We start from the raw sequence: 18,319 nt of genomic DNA, 5'->3' as shown, positions 1-18,319 counted from the left end.
GGTGGCGGCCTCGGTGTAGATGTTCCCGTACTGGCGGTCACGCTCGGCCCGCATCTGCTTTGCCCGCTCTTCATGTTCCGGCGCGATCAAAAGAGAAATCCACCCTTGCGGGTGGACTTGGCTGTTCGTCATTTACTTCACTTCCCGCAATATGGGCATCCGCCGCCTAATGGTCCGAAATTCATAGACAAGGATTTTCGGACCGTGCTGGCTTCATTAATCGATTCCAGCGCCAGTTCCTTGCGGCGCTTTTCATCTCCGTTTTGATACTCATTTAACAGCTTTACCGCCTCGTCTCTTTCGGCATCTGTCAGAGATGACCACACGGCCAAAACAAGCTTTGCTTTATCACTCATACATTCCCCCTTAAAAATCGCCACAAGTGGCACACGAACAACCGTTTGCAGACATGGATGTCGGCTTGACTCCGCAAGTGGCACATTTTCGGCGATATTGGATCAGGCTGGCCCTCATCATGCGTCGCTTATCTTTTGCGGAAACACCTTGCATCACATCGCTCTGTTCTTGTTCTCGATCTCGCTCAAGCAATGCAGCAAATTTTTCCTCGGCGTCTGTGCCCGCATATCTCGCCAAATCTTCCCAGCGATTCTTTAACCCTGTATTTGTCTTGCATGCGTGTTCTGAAGCTGCAAGACGCTCTTCCCATCTAAAAACAAGGGACCATAACGCCATAACAAACAATGGAATACTTAGCAGTCCACTGATTGTGACTATTACCGGGAGAAGCTTTGTATCCGCAGAGGCCATAGCAATTCCACCAACGCTGAGTGGAACTACTAGGGATAGGAAACTGAGAATACGCAGTCTGAATCGTAGAGATTGCGAGCGCATTTCAAAGATGTATGCCGTGCCGAAAGCATAGATTTCCTTATCAGCGCATCGCTTCACAAAATCATGGTCTGCCATTATTTTTGCTCCACGGGGTATGGCCCAAGGAAGCGCACGCCATTGAAGTGAATCAGGTGGGACGGTGCATCAGCCACCCACACCTCAGTCTCCCAAGCGATTTCACCAAGGTAGCGGCCCATGATTGCCCGGTTCGGGAATGCGGTCACATAGACCAGTCCCGCCTTTGACCCCGCAAACAGCTTTGCGAGTTCGGCGTGGCGCTTACCATCGACCGGGCCGTGGCTGGTGACGGACTCCACCAGTAACAGCCAATTTTTCTCAACGAAGTGCAAGACCACATCGGGCATCTTGCCGTGTGAATCCACATCAACCCCCAGCCCGGCCAGCAGGGCGGCGTCGAAGTAGCCCCACTTGTCGCCAGTGTCGCCGGCATAGACCAGTACGCTACCAGGTGCAAAACGGGGCGCGAAGTCCTCGATGATGGCGCGGATCAATTCGCTGTGTTCGCCGGGGCTGAGGGTGATTTCCTTGCCCGGTGCAATCTCAACCGGGATGCGATTATGCTCGCGCTCTTTGGCGTACTTGGCGACCAGTGTTTGACACCCGGCCAGATAGGCGGTGAGGTTGTCATGCCATGCAGGAGTGCCAAAGCTACGCAACAGGGTCAGTGCAGCGGGTTCGATCTGATAGACCGCCTTCGGGCTATTCACCGGCCGATCTGGCTTGTCCGGATTGTAGAGGGCAACGCCAGCGTCGCAGAATTGGTGCATGGTCTGACGACGGAACGTTTCGCGGGTGTTCGGGGCGTACGCCTTTCCGTAGTGTTCCCGCGCCCAATCCATGATCGGCGTGATGCCCACAAGTGGGTTTTCGGCATCGGCCCATGCTTTGCCTGGCGTGAGGTTCAACAGCGCCAGCAAAGAAAGGGCTGATCGCTCGTTCTGTTGTGCCCTCGGCAGACCAAGCGAAATAATGACCTGGTGCGCCGCCTCGATGTTGTCTTTATTGTTTGTCATGCAGTCAGTTTCCCAAATTGTTCATCAATCATTTCCTGCGTGATTTCGCTATGCTGCTTGGCCCACTGTCCAAGCATGGTCAGCGCCTCACGGCTGGGGTACTTCATCAGCTTGAGGTCGGTTGCGTTGACCTGCGTGTGGCCGTTGAAGCGTCGGAAGCTCTCATCTACGGCCGTCGTGTTTAGGAAGACGGCCAGCCCTCTGGCCAGCAACTCAGGCAAGCCGCGCTTGTTCTCATGAAAGAGGTTCATGTGGTTCTCAAAGCCCAGCACGGTATGGTCGCCAAAGGCCGTAGGATCAACCACGCTCGCCACCACGCGGCGCTTTTCTTCCTTCGATGAGAAGCGCCGCACCACGCAATAAAACCCGTTCGGATAAAGCCACTTTTCGGTCGTGTCGTTGCGCAGGATCGCGTTCGGCTTCTTCAAGCCTGGTACGGGCCACACCGTCCCGGTGATACTCAGGTGTCCGGGATAAATCAACGGTACGGTGCCATCCTCTGGCATGTCGCGCAATTGCTCTTTCAAGCGAAAATCGACAACAGGCCCGGTCGATACCTTGATACCTAGATCGGCCAGGGTATAGCGCACGCCTGGCGATAGCTCGATGGTACTTTTGTCGGTCGTAGTAGGCACATGGATAAACCGTTCAGGGTCATCCGGGAACACGATCCGCTCGAACGGGTGTTCGTTCGTGGCTATGTCCTCGAAGCTGTCATCGGTTGACGTCGTGATCGTCACCGGCCCTTGCTGGCCGCCGCGCTCAAGCCGAATGATGATGTTCTCTTGCAGCACTTCATCGTCTTTGAATGCCTTGCTGCGCGAGTCGAAGAGGTGCATATGGCGGATCGCTGCCCGCTCAAGGATGAAATCACGGAACGGGCGGTAGTACGGCCCATTGCAGAAACTACGCGGAATGATCGCCACGATCTGGCCCCCCGGTGCGGCCTCGGCCACGGCCAGCGCCACGAAGGCCGAATACAGATTTACCGTCTCGATCCCGACAGAGCGCAGTGCCAGGCGGTGCTCTGATCTGCTGTTGATCTTCTTGTAAGGCGGATTGAGGATCACATGGGTATAGCCTCGATCCTGCAGACCTTCGGCGGTGGCCTGCTCAATGTAATCACCCGCAATGATGCGAGGGATTACGCGGCTGTATCCTGCTAGGTGTTGGGCAAGGTGGCCGCGCAGCTTCTCGTCGATCTCGTAGGCTGTCGCCTCGATGGACTCAAAGCCAAAACCGGCTGTCACCCAGCGGTCGAGAAAAGCGCAGGATAAAGCCCCAACGCCCGCGCCGGCATCCAGTAGGCGGCAAGTCTGCAGGGTACTGGGAGGAAACAGGGAGGCCATGAAGCGTGCCACGCTGGATGGCGTCATGAACTGGCCGAACTCGGCCTTGTGTTTCTGCGCCGTACGGGGTGCTACCTCGCGGCGCACGCTATCTGCGGTGTCTAGTTGTTGGAGCATCCCAAGTCCTCATTGACGCGGCGTGATGACGCCGACGTGCTTGTAAAGGGTGGTTCTGGACACGCAATAACGGCGCGCAACCTCGGCCACCTTAATATCTGGATCGCGCAACAGTGCTTTGATCTCTCGCACTTGCTGCTCGTCTAACTTCGGTTTGCGGCCTCCGGCCCTGCCTCGGGCGCGGGCTGCTACCAGCCCGGCCTGCGTCCGCTCCCGGATCAAGCTACGCTCGAACTCAGCCAGCGCCGCAAAAACATGAAATTGCAGCTTGCCGGCTGCGCTGCCGGTCTCGATCTTCTCGGTCAGACTCTCGAAGTGCACGCCACGCTGCTCAAGGTCGGCCACGATCTGCACCAGGTCGGGCAGACTGCGGCCGAGACGATCCAGCCGCCACACTACAAGGGTGTCACCGGCCCGGAGAGCCTTCCGGCACTGCTCAAGCTCCGGACGTGCCACATTCTTACCGCTTGCCGCTTCCTCGTAGATCAGCGCGCACCCTGCCTGCTTAAGCGCGTCGCGCTGTAGGTCTAGGTGCTGGTCGTCCGTCGAAACACGGGCGTATCCAATGCGTTGATTCATTGACAGTACCGGAACATAGAAAAATTGACGGCTATCTTAACGACTTTGCACGCTGCCAGGCATGAAAAATAGAGACCCTGCAGACTGTTCAGAAAACGGTCGTTTTCTGGACACGCTGAAACGCTCACACATCAACTCGCAGTAGGCCGGACAGCCGATCAAGCACGGCGGGGTCAGACAATCCCGTCGCTGAGTTTGTCTGTATTAGTCGGCCTCGCTCGGCATCGGGCCAGCCTTCCGGCTGGTCATCAATCGCGATCCAGTCATGCACCGCTGCGCGGCTGGCCCATCGGTTAATTTGCTCATGCCGCGTAGCCTGCTCCCACCAGTTCCCCGGTCGATAATCGGCATCATGCAACATAGCGCTGTGCCAAGTTGCGCCGATGACACGGGACCGCAGGGCCTGCGGAAGATACCGGCGGGCACGGGAAAAACCAAACTCCCGCGCCCAGGATGTGCTCAACACGATCCGCAGTTCCGGGCGGCTGGCCAGCGCATCAATCAGCAGCCCGGACCACATAAAAAGTTCTCCCTGGTCACGCAGTACAGGCCGGCCGCGCTCACGATAAACAGCGTCTGGATGCAAGACGCCATCGAAATCGAGGAACAGAATCACGGCTTCCTCTCTATATCAAGAAGTGAGCGAATGAAGGCTTCCTCGACTGGCGAGACGTTGCGGCAGTTAGTGCCCGGCGATGCATGATCGGCCGCACCTCCGTCAGTCAGTCCTGTTGGCCCGTTGCGCCCACCGTACCAACTGTCAGTGACCCAACTGTTCCAATCCCAGGCATAGGCTGCTCGCTCCACACCCGGCACGACTGGACACTGGGAGCCATACAAAGCGCCCCAGAACTGTTCGCACCAAGGCTCTGGGATTTCTTCCAGGGCAACAAAATAGGGGCGACCGTCTTGGTAATGCACTGGCACAGCGGCGATTAGTTCGTCGCGGGTCATGATCTTCGCCCAACCTGTTTAGCCAAAAATTCGGCACGCGGCATAGCATCTGCCGGCGCATGATCTGGGCAGCGAGTCATAAGTGCCCCTGCAACTAGCTGCGTGCCTGGTCGGCCGCACCGCTCACAAATACGCGATGACATAGCTTCAGCCATCCAAATCATGCCCCGCTGTTCTTGACTGGCATCTCGCGGATAGAAGCGCAATTCTCCGAATTTTTCCTTCACCTGGTGGGCGACAATTTGCGGTGCTCCGTTGTGATCCGTCCAATCCTGCAGACGTTCGCAAAGTACGTCGAGCAGGTCGAACCAGCCGTCTCCGCAGGCAATACCGGGCCGACCTGCGAAAATCAGCGGATAGCGCAAACATAATGACTCAACGAGATCCTTTTTCATCGAGTCAATCCCGCTCGTCGTCAATGAGCGCTTTGATTTCCAGATCGGCCACCGGCACTGCGGCTTGCATGAAGAGATGCATCTGTGAAACCGCATCCTCGAAGGCCTCTCGGTCGAATTGCACACCCGCCACGGTCAGCGTCTCGCCACTCGGCCAGCGCCGGGACTCGCCGTCGATCCGCACATGCACGTCGCCGTCACTAACGATTACGGGCATGTCTGCATCAAGGGCGGCTTGTTTGTCGCAACGCTCGAAGGTGCAAGCGTCAGCGTCAAAAATCCAGTATTTGGGCATGGCGCGGCCTCACTCGGATAGCAGGGTAACGCCGGCCGCTTCGACAACCGTTTCGCGGGCTTCTGGCACGAAAATATAGATCGTTGCGCCGCTGTCTAGCTCGAAACTGAGCATGTCACAGTCGTCGTCGTACATCGACTCAAACGCATGACGAATAGCGCGGCCGATTGCGCGCAACACGGCGCGGTCTATCTGCCCGGAAAAATTGGCTGCGACGGCAGGCCCAGGCTGAACGTCATCCGGAGGCAAATACAGCAATTCGAGTTTCGAGATGGGCCAGAGGTCGGGAACCAAGACTGGCACACGGCACGCAGTAATGATCGCCTCCGCTGTTGTGAGTGATTCAGCGTACAAATCTGTGGGCAGCGATTCGCCCGTTTGCTGATACACCCAAGCCGCGACGGCTTCGGCGTCGGTTTCGTGGATTGCTTTGTTTTGGCTGTTCATGAAATCATCCTTTAAAAAAATGCCGACAGATTGTCATCTTATTGGTGCCGATTAACGGTCTAATCCGTGGCCGCGCTCTTGCTCCTGTTCCTGGCGTTTGCGCTCGCGCTCAAGTCGGTTTTGTTCCATCCTGGCCGCGATTTGTTGCAGTTGGTTTTGCTGCTCTTGCCGCTGGGATTGATCTTGCTCTTGCTTCGGCTTCGGCTGTTCTTGTTGCTGCTGTTGCTGCTCGATGCGACGCAAAGCGGCTCCCTGGTCGCGCCCTGGTTGTGCGGGTGGCATGCCAACGAGTTGTGACATTTGCTGCTCCTTTTGTGGTGCCCGGCCAGGCTGGTCGAGGCGGGTTGGTGATTCTTGCTTGGGTGGTGTAATCAGATGACCAAAGCGCTCGCGCAGGCTCGGGCGCATTTGTGCACTCGGGTCGGTGATGATTTGCGGCGCGTCGCGCTCGCGCTCTAGCGGAGCGGGGCGAGGCTCTGCATACGCGGCATAGCCCTTGATCGCGGCGGCAATGTGGTCGGGTTTGTCGTGCCGGTTCCGGTCGCCTCCGGTGCCGCGCGACCCCGCCGTTTCGCGCTGGTCAGCGAGGTAATCGCGGAAGCCATCGCGCTCTCGCTTGGCATCGGCAATACTGCTTTCGGTGTCGATGATTGAGCGGCCTACGTGCTCTTTCTCACGCTGTATCTTGCCGATCTGTGAAGCTAGTTCGATGCGCCGGTTAACGTCGCCCAGTTCGCTACGTTTCGGCGGCGTCTTCCACTCTCCTTCGACCTCTTGACCGTTGCGATAAAGCGGCTTGCCGCGCTCCATTGCTGTCGCTGCTGGCCCCATGTGCCGGGTCGGCTCACGGTCGAGGTCACGGGCTTTGTCCTGGTCGTCAATTTCGCGGGCAGCAGTGCGCTGATCCGACAAACTACGGTGGTCAATACGTTGCTCTAAACCGTGACGCTCTAAATAGCGATTTGTCAGCGAGGACCAATCGGCGCGCAACTGCTCAACCTCGTTGGGTTTGTCGCGATTAGTGGCGCAGCGGTCATGAGCAACGGCATCTAACTCCCGGACCTTGTTGCCCAGCCTCCCATCCTGCTCAACCCTGTTTGTCGTTGTGAGTATGTGTGCATGATGATTTCGCTCGTCACCGTTCCGGCTCGGTGCGTGTATCGCAACATCGGCGGCAATGCCGTACCGATCCGAAATCGTCTGCGCGAATTCGACCGCAAGCTCTTTTCGAGCACTCGCCGGCAACTCGGCGGGCAATGCCACCTCAAACTCTCTAGCCACTTGTGCGTCAGCGCGCTTGTTCTTGTGCTCGACGGCATTCCACAACTCGGCACGCGACGGTTCCCAGGTGCAACCGGAGGGCATGACGATCTGCGTATCTTCGACGCCCTGCTTACGCGTGTAATCGTGCTCATCACCCGTGCGCTCGTCGACAACACGCTCGCCGGCTCGATAGGCCGCTGCGCCGGTCGATGACCGGCCAGCTTTGCGGCTGATGATGCCGACGCTCAAGTGATAGATAGCCATGTCAACAGACCGACACGGCAACCGGCCAGCCGCCAACGAGCGGCACAGGCCAGGGCCAACTGATAACCACAGCCGACGCATCTAATGCGCGGGGTGCAGGGGCCGCCGGCTCCTGCTGGGGGTGTCGGGGGCAAAGCCCCCTGACCGCACGGCAAACCCGAAGGGTTTGCGTTAAGTGCGCCCTTCGTGAAACCCCACCGGCCCCAAATGTCATCAATGTCCACATGCCTAAATGATAACAAAACGCGCATTTAATGGACACGAAAACACGCATTTAATGGCACCACACACCCCGCAAAATGTCGGCACAAACCACAACAGATGGCAAAATAACGAGCCATAGAGACAATAAAATGAAATACAACAGAAACACAACGCACCACGAAAAACACTTACTCAGCCTTGCTTATGGATGATAACCGTCTTAATATTGATTGCGTTACAACCAAACAAGGATGATCAGAAATGGCAGCGGCACGCAAAACACTTGATGAAAAAATTCGCGAAAGCGAGGAACGGCTAAAGCAGCTAAAAGCAAAGGCCACGCAACTCGCAGCGCGTGAACGGGCGGCGCTCAAAGCACAAACCCGGCAAGAAGAGACACGGCGAAAAATTCAGCACGGCGGACTCGTCGCCCTGGCCGGCCTCGCCGATCTGGATAAAGGCGTTCTGCTCGGCGCGCTGCTCGATGTTGTCGACAAGCTCAAAAGCGACCAGGGCGACGCATTTACTGCTCGTGCAAAAGCCCGTGGCGATCATCTGTTAGCGATGCAAGCAGAGATCAATCAGAAGTCTGCGGCGGCGCAATCCGAAGGGGCAAACAATCATGTGGTATGACCGCAACGACAAATCGCCGGACTCTGAAAATGGTTCGGTCGCGCTGGGTGCATTGTGGGTTCGACTGATCGGCTGTTTCTGGGCAGGCGCATTCGGCGGCATGTATCTCGGTGTCTCGCCGTTTTGGGAACAGCGTCCCGACAGTTTCGGCCGACTCGCCTTTTCGTTTTGGTGGTCCCTTCCTCTGGGCCTCGTCGGCGGCTTTGTGTACTTCTTTGCGCGCAGCTACTTTGACGCAAAACGAGCAGCCGCTATTGCAGCAGCAGCCGAACCGGCACCAGTCGCAGAAGAGGCATCAGCAACGCCGGAGGCCGGCGTGCCAGCGGACAAGACATTCGCCGGTCTGCTGTTCGGCCGCTCGACGGGCGAACTGTATTCGCGTGATCACGTCGGCGGCCTCGAAGTCGGCACAGAGATCGTCGCGAGCAAAGAAGATTGTTGCAAGAACACAATCATCTTCGGCGGCATCGGCAGCGGCAAAACAACGCGAGCAATCAACCCACTGCTCAAGCAAGTTTTTGAGCAACAGGCCGGCGCGCTGATCTTCAACATCAAAAGTGACTTTGACCGCGAGCTTGATTTCATCGCAAAGCTGACGGGCCGCTCATATCTGACGGTCGGCCACGGCGGGATGACGCTCAACTTGATCCGTGGCACAACGCCCGAACTGGCCGCGTCTTATCTCAAAAGCTGCTTTATCGCTGCCGGATCGGCGAGCGGAAATGGCGCGTTTTTCGTCGATCAAGCTGTTGAGCTTTGTCGCAATGCGCTGACGCTGATCATGCTCGCAGACGGCGATTATTCATTGGTCGGAATCTACGACGTAGTTTTCTCCGCCGACAAGCGAAACGCGTTGATGAATCGCATGCTTGAAAAAGGTTCCGAGTTCGACCGAAGGCAGTATCGACTCGCAGAAGCGGTGGGCAACTATTTTATGAATGTTCACGGCGCGCTCGACGACAAAATGTTGATGAACATCAACACAACTGTCTCGCAAGTGCTCTCGCCGTTCTCACACCCGGACCTGGTTGATGCTTTTAGTTGCGGAGAGGCCGAAGGCGAAGCTGATCTAACAGCCCTGCTCGACGGCGCAATCTACTTTGTGTCGCTGCCAATGACTCTTTTTGGGAAAGAGGGCGCGAGGTACGCATACATGCTGATCAAGCTGCGTTTTATGTCGCTGATCCGAGAGCGCCGGACGCGCAAAGATTTGAATCAAGAAACCCCCGTCGCTTTCGTGTGCGACGAGTACCAGGCCATCGCCGACTCGATCACTGACACCGATTTCTGGGACAAGTCCAGATCGGCAGGTTGTTTCGGCATCGTCAGCATGCAGGGCGTCTCGTCTCTGCTGCAGGCGGTCGGATCAAAACAGACCGCCGATGCGATCTTGCAAAACTTCCGGCAGCGGCTCGTCTTCCGGACCGAAGACGACGCCACGATGAGCATGGTGCAACGCCTGCTCGGTCAAGTCGATGTGCTCATCACATCGACAAGCGATGGCACCAGCACAAGTGTCAGCAACAGCGCCGGGCGGCAGGGCGGCCAAAACTCTTTCGGCGAAGCCTTCGCCGGCGTGATGACTTTGACCGGGCCGGCGGGGAACGTCTCAACGAGCAACGGGCAAAGCTACAGCGAGTCGACATCGATCCAGCGGCAGCAGCTTTTCGATGCAAACGACTTCCGCCGGCTCTCGACTGACTACGGTTTGTTCATCGGCAATATCGGCGACAGGGCCGTGGACGAAGTCATCCAAATGCAACCGCTCTATGTGAAGGACTAGAAATGGCTTGGATCAAAACTGCGGCTGCACGCCGCGAGCACAACTGGGTTTTTGTCGACGACTCGCTCACGGGAAAAATGGGCCGCTCGATGTTGGTCTTTGCGCGCGATGGCCTGATCGCCGGGCTCCTGCTGGGCGTATCGGTCGGGCTGCTGACGACGTGGCCAGAGGCGGCATGGCAAGCACACAAAAGTGGCTGGACGCAGCGCATGCGTGACGTGTCGGATCAGATTGGCGTCGGCCCCGCACGGCCTCAACCGCGCCCAGCAGCACAGCCCAAGCCGGCCCCCGTAGCAGCGCCAGCGCCACAGGGGCAAGGACGCAACGACGGCACAGACATGGAGTCGGGAAACGGCTACATGCCAAAGTGGGACGTGGGCTTTAGTGCCTCGGCACACACCTTGTCGTTTCGTCTCGCTTGCATGCCGGCCAGGACCCCGTGTGCAACGGCCGAGGAACCAGCTTATTTGACATTCAATGGGCCGGCATCAAGCAAGCTGACTGCCGAATTGACGATGCGCCCAACTGCTGATCGGACTAGCTACACGTCCGCAATCTCGATCACTGGACCGGATCAGCCGTCAGCGCCTGGCCGGGTGTTACTGCCGGCCGGCGTCTGGCGGATGACAGTCGTTTTTCCGCGATTCGCAAAGCAAAGCGAAAAAACCTTTTGGGTGTCCTGCCCACGCGGCGAAGCCTGCTCTGCTGTCGATTACGCAATCCCAATTATTGAGCGCTAACGCCTCGCATCAATTGAGTAAATCCGCTTTTCTGCATTTATACATTAAGGAGTTGCACAAATGAAAACCACCATTTTTACCGCCGCCCTGGTTGTCCTCTCTGCTAGCGCTTGCGCACAGATGCCGCTGCCCGTCCTCGATAGCAAACTGCCCGCACTCACTCCGGTGCTGGCGCTTCCGAGCAAAGTTGACAAGCTGATGATCGTGCCGGCCGGCGGGGATCTGATCGGACTCATTCCACGAAAAGGCGCGACAGATCCGTGCCCGGCGACCTTCGCGACTTTTCAAATTTGGACAGCCCAAGTAGGCGGCATGCAGTCGGCGGTGGTCCAAGCTCACGGCGTGGCATGGGAATGGGCAAGCACAAAAACCGGACAACCGATTTGCACTGCGTTGCTGCACGGCGAGACGATCCCGTTTGTGCCGAAGCCGGGCGCGCGGTTCAGCGCGTCGGTACGCACAAAGCACCCGGCGGGTGCCGAATCCGAGCAGATCGCCCTGCGCAGCGTCTGCAAAAACGATGTTTGCCAGTTTCTGTCGCCCGAGCAGGTCCAGTCGACGGCAGCAAGCCCGACTGCGACTGACAAGATCGCAGCGCAGGCCACTGCGCTGCAAACCCGCGTCGGCAAGTTGTGGGACGCAACCGGCGGCAAGCTGATCGGATCGGATTGCAACACCGATTATCAGTGTCAAAATAATGACAATGGCACAATCGGCGAGACGATCAAGCCGCGTAAGTAATCACGGAATCGCGCAATTGATGATAGATTCATTGCATCAATTGCGCGATTACTCAATTACATTAAAACATCGACGATGGAGCACCCAATGGACATGCAACTGATACTCGCGACAATTCTGCTGTGCGTGATGCCCTTCGTTGTCTATATCGTCATGATCCAGATTATCTTCATCATCCATGACGTGGCCGCCGGGCTTGTGCGATCAATGAAACAGGCCTGGCCGTTCTGCTTCCTCGTCAGGGCACCCAGTAGCGCGCCACAATTCCAACTCAAGCGCGACAACATCTGCCCGGATGGCCCTGGCCATCCCTGACAGAACAAACGCCTCCCCGTCGCCGAGCTCCCCGTTGAGCACCAGATAGTCAAGCGTGTCGGCCGTCTTTCGTAGATCGGCCAGCTTGGCGGCTGCGTGCTCCGGAATTTTCATTTTTTCGGCTTCGCAGCCGCTTTCGCCTCCACTGGCTCAGGAGCCGGCGCGGGCTGGGCGATGCTTGACAGCTTCAAGCCTTCCACCTGGCCGCGAAGCGTAGCGGCTTCCTCTCGGGCTGCAGCAGCCGCAACAGTAGCGGCATCAATACTTTGCCGCGCCTGGTCGCGGGCTGTTTCGATGCTCTGCCGCGCCTGGTCGCGCTCGGCCTCGGCCTTCGCCTGTGCTTGCCCGGCGCGCTCGGCACGGGCTTCCTGTTCGACGCAGCGGGCTTGCGATGCTTCCAGCTTGGCGGCCAACACGGCAGCCGACTGGGCGGCTTCCTGGCGCGCCTGGTCGGACTTCTCCAACATGGCGCGCAGCCGGTCGAGTTCGGTGGCCTGCTCTAACAAGCGGGCGTCGGTCTGCTCGATCTTCACGCGTGCGGTAGCCAGATCGACGCGGGCGGCCTCGGCGGCTTCCTGCTCGCGCTTGATCTGTTCGCGCTGCTTCTCAATCTCGGCGGCCTGCTCGCCGGCCTTGCCGGCCAACATGTCGCGCTCGGTCGCAATCTCGGCCATTTGCTCGGACAGATCGGCCAACTGGATTTCGAGGACTTCGCCAGCAGTCGCCAGTTCTGCGGCTTCGGCCTGGGCCTGTACTAACTGTTCTTCGAGTGCTGCGCGCGCCTCGGCCGTGGCCTGCTCGATTTCCTCGTTGATAGCAGCAATGATCCGGGCCGGCAGTTCGCGTGCCGTTACCTGAGCCTGCGGCCGGGACGCCCGCCAGGCGGTCAGGTGCTTGTGCACCGTATTCGGCGACCCGCCGGATGCTTCGCGGACGGCTTTGATAGTCGGTTGCCGACCTTGGGCCAAAAGCGCATCAGCGGCGGCGGCTACTTGCTCGTAAGTTACTCCTGGGCGTGCCATGATCGAATCTCCTATATCGTATTAACGTATCGTATTGCTGTATTGATACGATATTTTAGTACGATACTATACGATACGCAAGCGATACAGCAAAAATATTTTTGCGCGCCAGGTCGTGACAATCAAACAATGAGCATGAAAAAGCCGGAGCAGCAGCCGTGCTGTCGGCTTAGGTGTCTGCGTTGCGGGTCAGTGGTGCTTTCTTGGGTTACTTTCGGTCAGCGACTCCGAGACTCCCAGCAGCAGCCGCCAGACGGCGATGGCCTGCAAAAAAACCTTTTGGGTCTCTAAAGCGCCTTTTATGACCGTGTGTGAAACCACGAGCCGGCGTGACGATGACCTACGAGCGGCCGGCCAGAAAGGCCCGCAGGCGCGTTTTTATCGCCTCGGACAGCGCGAGGATCGGGGATGGTCGAGAAAATCCCGCCACGGCCCTGAAAACGAGGCCGGCGGCGACTATTTGCGACCGGAAAGAAAGCCAAGGCTCGATGGCCGTAGGTCATCTGTCACGCCAGCGCCCTTTCTGACGCGCCTTTCCCCTGCGCTGCGCTGCGGCGGCTTGTCGGCCGCCTCGCTGTCCTCGCCTGGGCTGCGGGATCGAGGCGGCGGTGTGTGCCGCTGGCGGGCCTGCCGGCAGCTTTCGCATAGATGCAGAATGAAACCAAGGCCAGCAGCAACGGCGGTTTGCCCTTCCTTTCGTGCAGACCTACCCACGCTTAAATTCCTACGCCGGACGCCACAGGCGCGCCGTAAATGGCTGCAAGCCCGAAGGGCGCGGCAGACAGGCTTTACGGCGACTTGGCCCGCGTTTGTTGCGGGCCTAGGTCCGGCCCTTGTTCCAGGCAGGCGGACGCCCGCCTGCCGCAGCGGTAGCCGTTTGAGTTACGGGTATGTTTTACCCATGTTTTTTCGTTCTCCCTGCCGTGAGCTGGTTGTGTTGGCGCTGACGGTTGAGCTGGACGGGTCTATTCTTCCTCGCCCGAAGGGCCACGATTGACGGGGAGGGGGGGCCGGCGAAGCCGGGGGAACCCCGGAGGGGTGCCCCTTGCCCTGGTCGGTGAACGTGAATTTTTCGGTCGGGAATGCCAGGCGTTAAAGACTTTAAAAAAGTTAAAAACGCGCGCGCGCGCGTTACGGGCTGTGGATAATCCAAAAAATGCTTATATGACAAAGAGTTGCAAAGGTGCCCGGTGGGTGAAACCACGATAGTGGCGGTGGGTGAAACCACGTATCAATTCACAGGTTTTGGTGGGTGAAACCACGTGCAAATTCACAGGCGTGGGGGTGAAACCACGATAGGTGGGTGAAACCACGTATCAAACTCCGCCGGGTCGCTTGTTGATACTGCGGACCAATCTGGCTGTGTCGCGCACATAAAAAGTTACTTTGTCGTCCCGGCTCAGCATGAGCTGATATTCCGGCAAGCTGTTGTCTGTCTCGATGTCTCGAACCATGCGGCGAAACTCTTTCAGACTCGACTTGCTACCAGACTTATCCCGCAGCAACTCAAGCCCTATCGCCCATGAGGCTTGATGCCCGCAGTGCTTGCGAGCTAGCTCGTACAGCCGACGTGCAAGCGGCTTGCGAAGACGAAAGTAATCCGGATGAATCGTCAGCACTTCGAATGCTGAAACGGCGTTGTAGAGCCATTCCGAGAGTGTTACTTCGACAGCAATCATCCGCTCGTCGGTTTTCGACCGTTCGATGATCTTCCACTTATCGATGATGCCAAAGCCTTCCTTGACACGCTCACCACCAGTACGGATATCAGTCGTAATTGACGTCCCGCGTAAGCGTTCGAACGATTCGTGTAGCCGATCATAGTCATCACCGCTCGTACCTCTATTTGTTGTTACGAGAAAGTCGTGAACAGTGAATCGAGCGGTTCTGTTCTGCGCGTCCTCGCGCCCACGATTGAGTCCTTCAATGAGCTGGCTCACGACGTAGATGAGTATGTCTTTGTCTTTCACGGTGGCCCGCCCCAAGACCGACGGGGTAACTTTGACGTACTTGTTGCCGTCCTTGCTGCGCCACTCCCAGATATCTAAATCGGGTTTTGTAGACAATGTGTAGATCGGCGCTTCCATCGTCACGCCATCGTCTTTTATCGCGTAATCAAGTAGGTCAGCGAGGAAAAAATCGCGGTTCGGGTGACGTTGGCGGATTAACCCCTTTTTGTGCTCTTTGCCCTCTTTCGAGGCCGGAATGGCGCTAATCTCAGTCTGCAGATCAGCATCGATCTCTTCGCGCCTGAACTGTAGATCCGCAACACGCTGACGCAGGGCCTTGCCCTCGTCATTATCTGCGACCTCAAGTCGGGACAGTTGCCTATTACATTCGAGTATCTGTTCTGACAGATCGCGATGATAGGCTTGCAGATGCCGGATCAACTTGCCGGGATCGTGAGGCGGTTCTGGGTCGTCGAAGTCAAACGACATTGTTTTAAACAACTCCGGATCAAACTTATCTGCTGTCATACACAAGCCCTCAACACATCATCAACTCAATCACTCAACCCTGAGCCGGAATGTTCTTGTCGATCAGTTCGCGCATGATTTCCGCGATGCTGCGGCGCTGCTTGGCCGCATAGATTTTGAGCTTGAGGTGCTCGGCTTCCTCAAGTTCAAAGTTGACCCGCACCATCGGGCCTTTGTCGTTTGCCACCGCTGCCAGTGCAGCCGCTTTTTTGGTTTCGCTGGGGCGGCCGGCGCTCAGTCCAAGTTTGCTCATGTTTTTACTCTCCTGCGTTGTTGCTTAATTGATTAACTGAGTAACTGCTTAATTTCGTTTGCCAGGGCCATGATTTCGCGGGCAGCTTCGCTGTCCGGCTCGGCATCGCTGACCGTCGTGCCTGTGGCGGCCGTGCTGGGATAGCTCACGCGCTGAGTGATGCGAGCATCGAGCACCGGCAGGCCATAGCCGGTCAGTGCGTCGACAACCTCCCCGCCGATCTTCGTGCCTTTGATTGCACGGCTCACAACAAAAGCCGCTTTGAGCTTGCCATCCGTGACCTCGATGCGCTGCTTGACCAAATCAACCAGGTCAGCGGTCGCCCAAATATCGTAGGGGCTTGGCTGCACGGGAATCAGGATGAAATTCGCGGCTTTGATCGCTGACACGGCCAGGTCGGCGGCCTGGGGCGCGCCGTCGATCACTACATAGTCTTTGCCAGCGGCTACGCTCTTTAGATCACGCTCGATTGTCGGCCGATCGATGCCGATGACAGGCACCGGCTGATCGTCGCGGACGGCCGCCCAATCGCGGGCGCTGCCTTGCGGGTCGCTATCGACTAGCAGCACGTCAGACCCGCCAAGCTGCAAAGCGCGGGCCAGATGGGTTGCGATGGTCGTCTTGCCGGCCCCGCCTTTTTGATTCAGAACAGCGATTACTTGCATGTGCTTTTCTCCCTTTGATGGTTTGATGCTACGCACAATGAATCAATTACTCAATTACATTTTAACACCGTCGCGCATGTTGTCAACCATAGCCATGGCTGATAGTATGGAACCCAGTCCATAACCACGAAAAAAAACAATGGAAATTCGCATTCGACTACGAGACGACAAAGCACAGGGCCGGCAGAGTGTGCCGCTCAATGTCTCGCTGCTGCGCTATAGCTATGACGCCGACGCAAAGCGCGCTCGACAAGTCGTGATTGGCTCTGCGCCATTTTGGGCCGATGAATTGCCCGCCGACCTTGCCGAAAAACTAACACCGGACGAGCAGCGCGATTGGTGGGAGTTTGCAAATGACCGACAGTATCAAGAGAAGGTCGCACTGCGGCGCTGGTGCTTGCGGCATGCAGTGCCGGTGCTTGCCTATGCGTGCCAGGCACTACAGGCCGGCGCAAAGCCGGCAGCGCCGACACTGGCGAATAAGGCAGCCAGGCTGTATTTACAATCACTTGATGCGGCGGGGTTCGGCGAAGAGAAAGCCAAGCCAGGCCGCCCGCGTCGCGATCTACAGCTAGATGCCGAATATCTGTTACTGACCAAGCCCGATGACATCGAGCGCTTTGAGCTGGCGCGTGATCGTGATTACGAATCAATAGATGAGTCGGTAGTTCTGCCGCAGTTCGCACCGCCAGCCGAAAAGAAACGATGGCCCATGTATCCGGAGGCCGATCTAGTCGCGCATGCGCTGCGCTTGGCATTTGTCGACTGGGATGATCCGGTATGACCATGCACGCTGAAATGCTCACAAAACAGCACGAATTGAATGACGACCTGGCCGAGTTGGCCGCACGCTATATCGAGCTTCATGGCTCCGCCCAGGACGGGATGGCAGCCCTGGGCGAAGACTTGTTAAGGCTGGCCGACCGCACCCATGGGCGCACAAGCTGGCTGGGTTTGCTGACTCAATTACAGCGCCTTAGCGGCTAGCATACCCATCATCATGGAATGCAAACTTAATTACGTCGTGGTTCAAGAAGAAGATGCTTTTGTGGCTCGTTGTTTGGATGTTGAAGTTGCTAGCGACGGTGCTACCGAAGCAGAAGCTGTAGCCGCTTTGAAAGAGGCTCTGGAGCTTTACTTCGAGGATTCGTAAGAACCAACCCATAACCAAGATATTGATCGGGTGCCTACCAAATAAAAAACGCCGGGGGTGCCGGCGTTTTTACCCATCACGGTAAATCCATGTGGGCGTCAAGACCAACTCGGACGCCCGGCCCCTTCGAAAGATCGGGCGTCTGCTTGTTGTCTTGTATTCAGTTTGAAGCTCAAGATTGCTGACTCAATTATAGCGCCTTGCGGCTAGTCTCGAAGAGAGCTAAGTAACCTGACCGATCCAGTCCCTGGGCGGGGTCAGCTTGGCGATCTCGATGTTGTAAATCTCATGCCCCTGCCGAATCTGGTAGTTGGCATGCACCCATTCACCGGCCCCGTAGTAGCGGGCTTCCTGCAGGAAAAACTCGCGGCCGATGCCGCCCAGCAGCCACATTCGGCGCTTGGCTAGCTCGTAGCTCATGAAAAAGAACTGGTCGATGGGTTCCTCTGCATGGCGGGCCGTGATTTGGGCGGTGTAGTCCTCGCGGGGCGGAACCTGGCGCTTCACGGTCTTGACCCCGACTCGAATATTCAGAGCCGTCACGAAGTCAGGCTGACCGGCAGCATCGTCCAGCACCCACTCAAAGCCTTGAATGCCCTCGTGCTTGAACCACGAGTTAAAAACCATCTCGCCCAGGTCGCCCACCCATCGCTCATCGGTGGCGGCCTCGGTGTAGATGTTCCCGTACTGGCGGTCACGCTCGGCCCGCATCTGCTTTGCCCGCTCTTCATGTTCCGGCGCGATCAAAAGAGAAATCCACCCTTGCGGGTGGACTTGGCTGTTC

The 18,319-nt window shown here is 57.4% G+C and carries 24 protein-coding genes; 8 read left to right on the top strand and 16 right to left on the bottom strand.

What is annotated here, in order from left to right; all coding sequences use genetic code 11:
- Positions 1 to 137: 137 nt before the first annotated feature.
- The 11 genes from ADADOO_RS01585 to mobQ all read right to left on the bottom strand — a co-directional run bounded on the left by ADADOO_RS01585 (position 138) and on the right by mobQ (position 7,549).
- Entirely contained in the window at positions 138 to 356 is a 219-nt protein-coding gene (locus tag ADADOO_RS01585; RefSeq protein WP_511274426.1) for a hypothetical protein, read from the bottom strand.
- Between the two features lie 10 nt (positions 357 to 366).
- Complete coding sequence (locus ADADOO_RS01580) at positions 367 to 927, bottom strand: mobilome CxxCx(11)CxxC protein (RefSeq protein ID WP_511274424.1); 561 nt, start codon at positions 925 to 927, stop codon at positions 367 to 369.
- The gene (locus ADADOO_RS01575) at positions 927 to 1,886 is read right to left on the bottom strand and encodes a BsuBI/PstI family type II restriction endonuclease (protein ID WP_511274422.1); all 960 of its coding nucleotides are present in this window, start codon (positions 1,884 to 1,886) and stop codon (positions 927 to 929) included. The genes ADADOO_RS01580 and ADADOO_RS01575 overlap by 1 nt, the downstream gene beginning before the upstream one ends.
- Positions 1,883 to 3,352 (bottom strand): Eco57I restriction-modification methylase domain-containing protein, encoded by a 1,470-nt coding sequence (locus tag ADADOO_RS01570; protein WP_511274420.1) that lies wholly within the window; start codon positions 3,350 to 3,352, stop codon positions 1,883 to 1,885. Before ADADOO_RS01570 ends, ADADOO_RS01575 begins: the two co-directional genes overlap by 4 nt.
- Positions 3,353 to 3,361: 9 nt before the next feature.
- Entirely contained in the window at positions 3,362 to 3,931 is a 570-nt protein-coding gene (locus ADADOO_RS01565; protein WP_511274418.1) for a recombinase family protein, read from the bottom strand.
- Positions 3,932 to 4,055: 124 nt separating this feature from the next.
- Positions 4,056 to 4,547 (bottom strand): HAD domain-containing protein, encoded by a 492-nt coding sequence (locus ADADOO_RS01560; RefSeq protein WP_511274416.1) that lies wholly within the window; start codon positions 4,545 to 4,547, stop codon positions 4,056 to 4,058.
- Positions 4,544 to 4,885 (bottom strand): hypothetical protein, encoded by a 342-nt coding sequence (locus ADADOO_RS01555; RefSeq protein WP_511274414.1) that lies wholly within the window; start codon positions 4,883 to 4,885, stop codon positions 4,544 to 4,546. The genes ADADOO_RS01560 and ADADOO_RS01555 overlap by 4 nt, the downstream gene beginning before the upstream one ends.
- Positions 4,882 to 5,280, bottom strand: coding sequence for a hypothetical protein (locus tag ADADOO_RS01550; protein ID WP_511274413.1), 399 nt, complete (start codon positions 5,278 to 5,280; stop codon positions 4,882 to 4,884). Before ADADOO_RS01550 ends, ADADOO_RS01555 begins: the two co-directional genes overlap by 4 nt.
- Before the next feature lie 4 nt (positions 5,281 to 5,284).
- Complete coding sequence (locus ADADOO_RS01545) at positions 5,285 to 5,575, bottom strand: hypothetical protein (RefSeq protein WP_511274411.1); 291 nt, start codon at positions 5,573 to 5,575, stop codon at positions 5,285 to 5,287.
- A 9-nt stretch (positions 5,576 to 5,584) separates the two neighbouring features.
- Entirely contained in the window at positions 5,585 to 6,022 is a 438-nt protein-coding gene (locus ADADOO_RS01540; protein WP_511274409.1) for a hypothetical protein, read from the bottom strand.
- Positions 6,023 to 6,073: 51 nt separating this feature from the next.
- Complete coding sequence (gene mobQ / locus ADADOO_RS01535) at positions 6,074 to 7,549, bottom strand: MobQ family relaxase (protein ID WP_511274407.1); 1,476 nt, start codon at positions 7,547 to 7,549, stop codon at positions 6,074 to 6,076.
- Between the two features lie 465 nt (positions 7,550 to 8,014).
- Here mobQ and ADADOO_RS01530 point away from each other — a divergent pair, with 465 nt between their 5' ends.
- The 5 genes from ADADOO_RS01530 to ADADOO_RS01510 all read left to right on the top strand — a co-directional run bounded on the left by ADADOO_RS01530 (position 8,015) and on the right by ADADOO_RS01510 (position 11,965).
- A complete protein-coding gene (locus ADADOO_RS01530; protein ID WP_511274405.1) occupies positions 8,015 to 8,386 on the top strand; it encodes a conjugal transfer protein TraD in 372 nt (123 codons plus the stop codon).
- Entirely contained in the window at positions 8,376 to 10,169 is a 1,794-nt protein-coding gene (locus tag ADADOO_RS01525; RefSeq protein WP_511274404.1) for a type IV secretory system conjugative DNA transfer family protein, read from the top strand. Before ADADOO_RS01530 ends, ADADOO_RS01525 begins: the two co-directional genes overlap by 11 nt.
- Positions 10,170 to 10,171: 2 nt before the next feature.
- Positions 10,172 to 10,909: a hypothetical protein gene (locus ADADOO_RS01520; RefSeq protein WP_511274403.1), complete on the top strand. Its 738-nt coding sequence runs from the start codon at positions 10,172 to 10,174 to the stop codon at positions 10,907 to 10,909.
- 60 nt (positions 10,910 to 10,969) lie between these two features.
- Positions 10,970 to 11,650 carry a hypothetical protein gene (locus tag ADADOO_RS01515; protein ID WP_511274402.1) on the top strand — a complete coding sequence of 227 codons (681 nt, stop codon included), beginning with the start codon at positions 10,970 to 10,972 and terminating at the stop codon, positions 11,648 to 11,650.
- 87 nt (positions 11,651 to 11,737) lie between these two features.
- Entirely contained in the window at positions 11,738 to 11,965 is a 228-nt protein-coding gene (locus ADADOO_RS01510) for a hypothetical protein (protein WP_511274400.1), read from the top strand.
- 110 nt (positions 11,966 to 12,075) lie between these two features.
- Here ADADOO_RS01510 and ADADOO_RS01505 read toward each other — a convergent pair whose 3' ends face one another.
- From ADADOO_RS01505 to parA, 4 genes are all read right to left on the bottom strand, one after another.
- The gene (locus ADADOO_RS01505; RefSeq protein WP_511274399.1) at positions 12,076 to 12,987 is read right to left on the bottom strand and encodes a DNA-binding protein; all 912 of its coding nucleotides are present in this window, start codon (positions 12,985 to 12,987) and stop codon (positions 12,076 to 12,078) included.
- A 1,316-nt stretch (positions 12,988 to 14,303) separates the two neighbouring features.
- Positions 14,304 to 15,464: a replication initiator protein A gene (locus ADADOO_RS01500; RefSeq protein WP_511274397.1), complete on the bottom strand. Its 1,161-nt coding sequence runs from the start codon at positions 15,462 to 15,464 to the stop codon at positions 14,304 to 14,306.
- A gap of 34 nt (positions 15,465 to 15,498) precedes the next feature.
- The gene (locus tag ADADOO_RS01495) at positions 15,499 to 15,717 is read right to left on the bottom strand and encodes a plasmid partition protein ParG (protein ID WP_511274395.1); all 219 of its coding nucleotides are present in this window, start codon (positions 15,715 to 15,717) and stop codon (positions 15,499 to 15,501) included.
- 32 nt (positions 15,718 to 15,749) lie between these two features.
- The gene (parA, locus tag ADADOO_RS01490; RefSeq protein ID WP_511274394.1) at positions 15,750 to 16,382 is read right to left on the bottom strand and encodes a ParA family partition ATPase; all 633 of its coding nucleotides are present in this window, start codon (positions 16,380 to 16,382) and stop codon (positions 15,750 to 15,752) included.
- 139 nt (positions 16,383 to 16,521) lie between these two features.
- Here parA and ADADOO_RS01485 point away from each other — a divergent pair, with 139 nt between their 5' ends.
- The 3 genes from ADADOO_RS01485 to ADADOO_RS01475 are packed head-to-tail and all read left to right on the top strand — an operon-like array spanning position 16,522 to position 17,535.
- On the top strand, positions 16,522 to 17,166 hold the full coding sequence (locus ADADOO_RS01485) for a hypothetical protein (RefSeq protein WP_511274392.1): 645 nt from the start codon (positions 16,522 to 16,524) through the stop codon (positions 17,164 to 17,166).
- Positions 17,163 to 17,369, top strand: coding sequence for a hypothetical protein (locus ADADOO_RS01480; protein WP_511274391.1), 207 nt, complete (start codon positions 17,163 to 17,165; stop codon positions 17,367 to 17,369). The genes ADADOO_RS01485 and ADADOO_RS01480 overlap by 4 nt, the downstream gene beginning before the upstream one ends.
- A 13-nt stretch (positions 17,370 to 17,382) precedes the next feature.
- Positions 17,383 to 17,535 (top strand): type II toxin-antitoxin system HicB family antitoxin, encoded by a 153-nt coding sequence (locus ADADOO_RS01475; RefSeq protein WP_511274390.1) that lies wholly within the window; start codon positions 17,383 to 17,385, stop codon positions 17,533 to 17,535.
- 222 nt (positions 17,536 to 17,757) lie between these two features.
- Here the strand turns inward: ADADOO_RS01475 and ADADOO_RS01470 are convergent.
- The coding region (locus tag ADADOO_RS01470) for a hypothetical protein (RefSeq protein ID WP_511274389.1) at positions 17,758 to 18,319 on the bottom strand (562 nt) is incomplete at its 5' end.

This window comes from Azonexus sp. (genome assembly GCF_036170495.1).
In the GTDB taxonomy this organism is placed as follows: domain Bacteria; phylum Pseudomonadota; class Gammaproteobacteria; order Burkholderiales; family Rhodocyclaceae; genus Azonexus.
The sequence above is the reverse complement of the archived record's forward strand: the minus strand, read 5'-3'. Positions and strand labels throughout refer to the sequence as shown.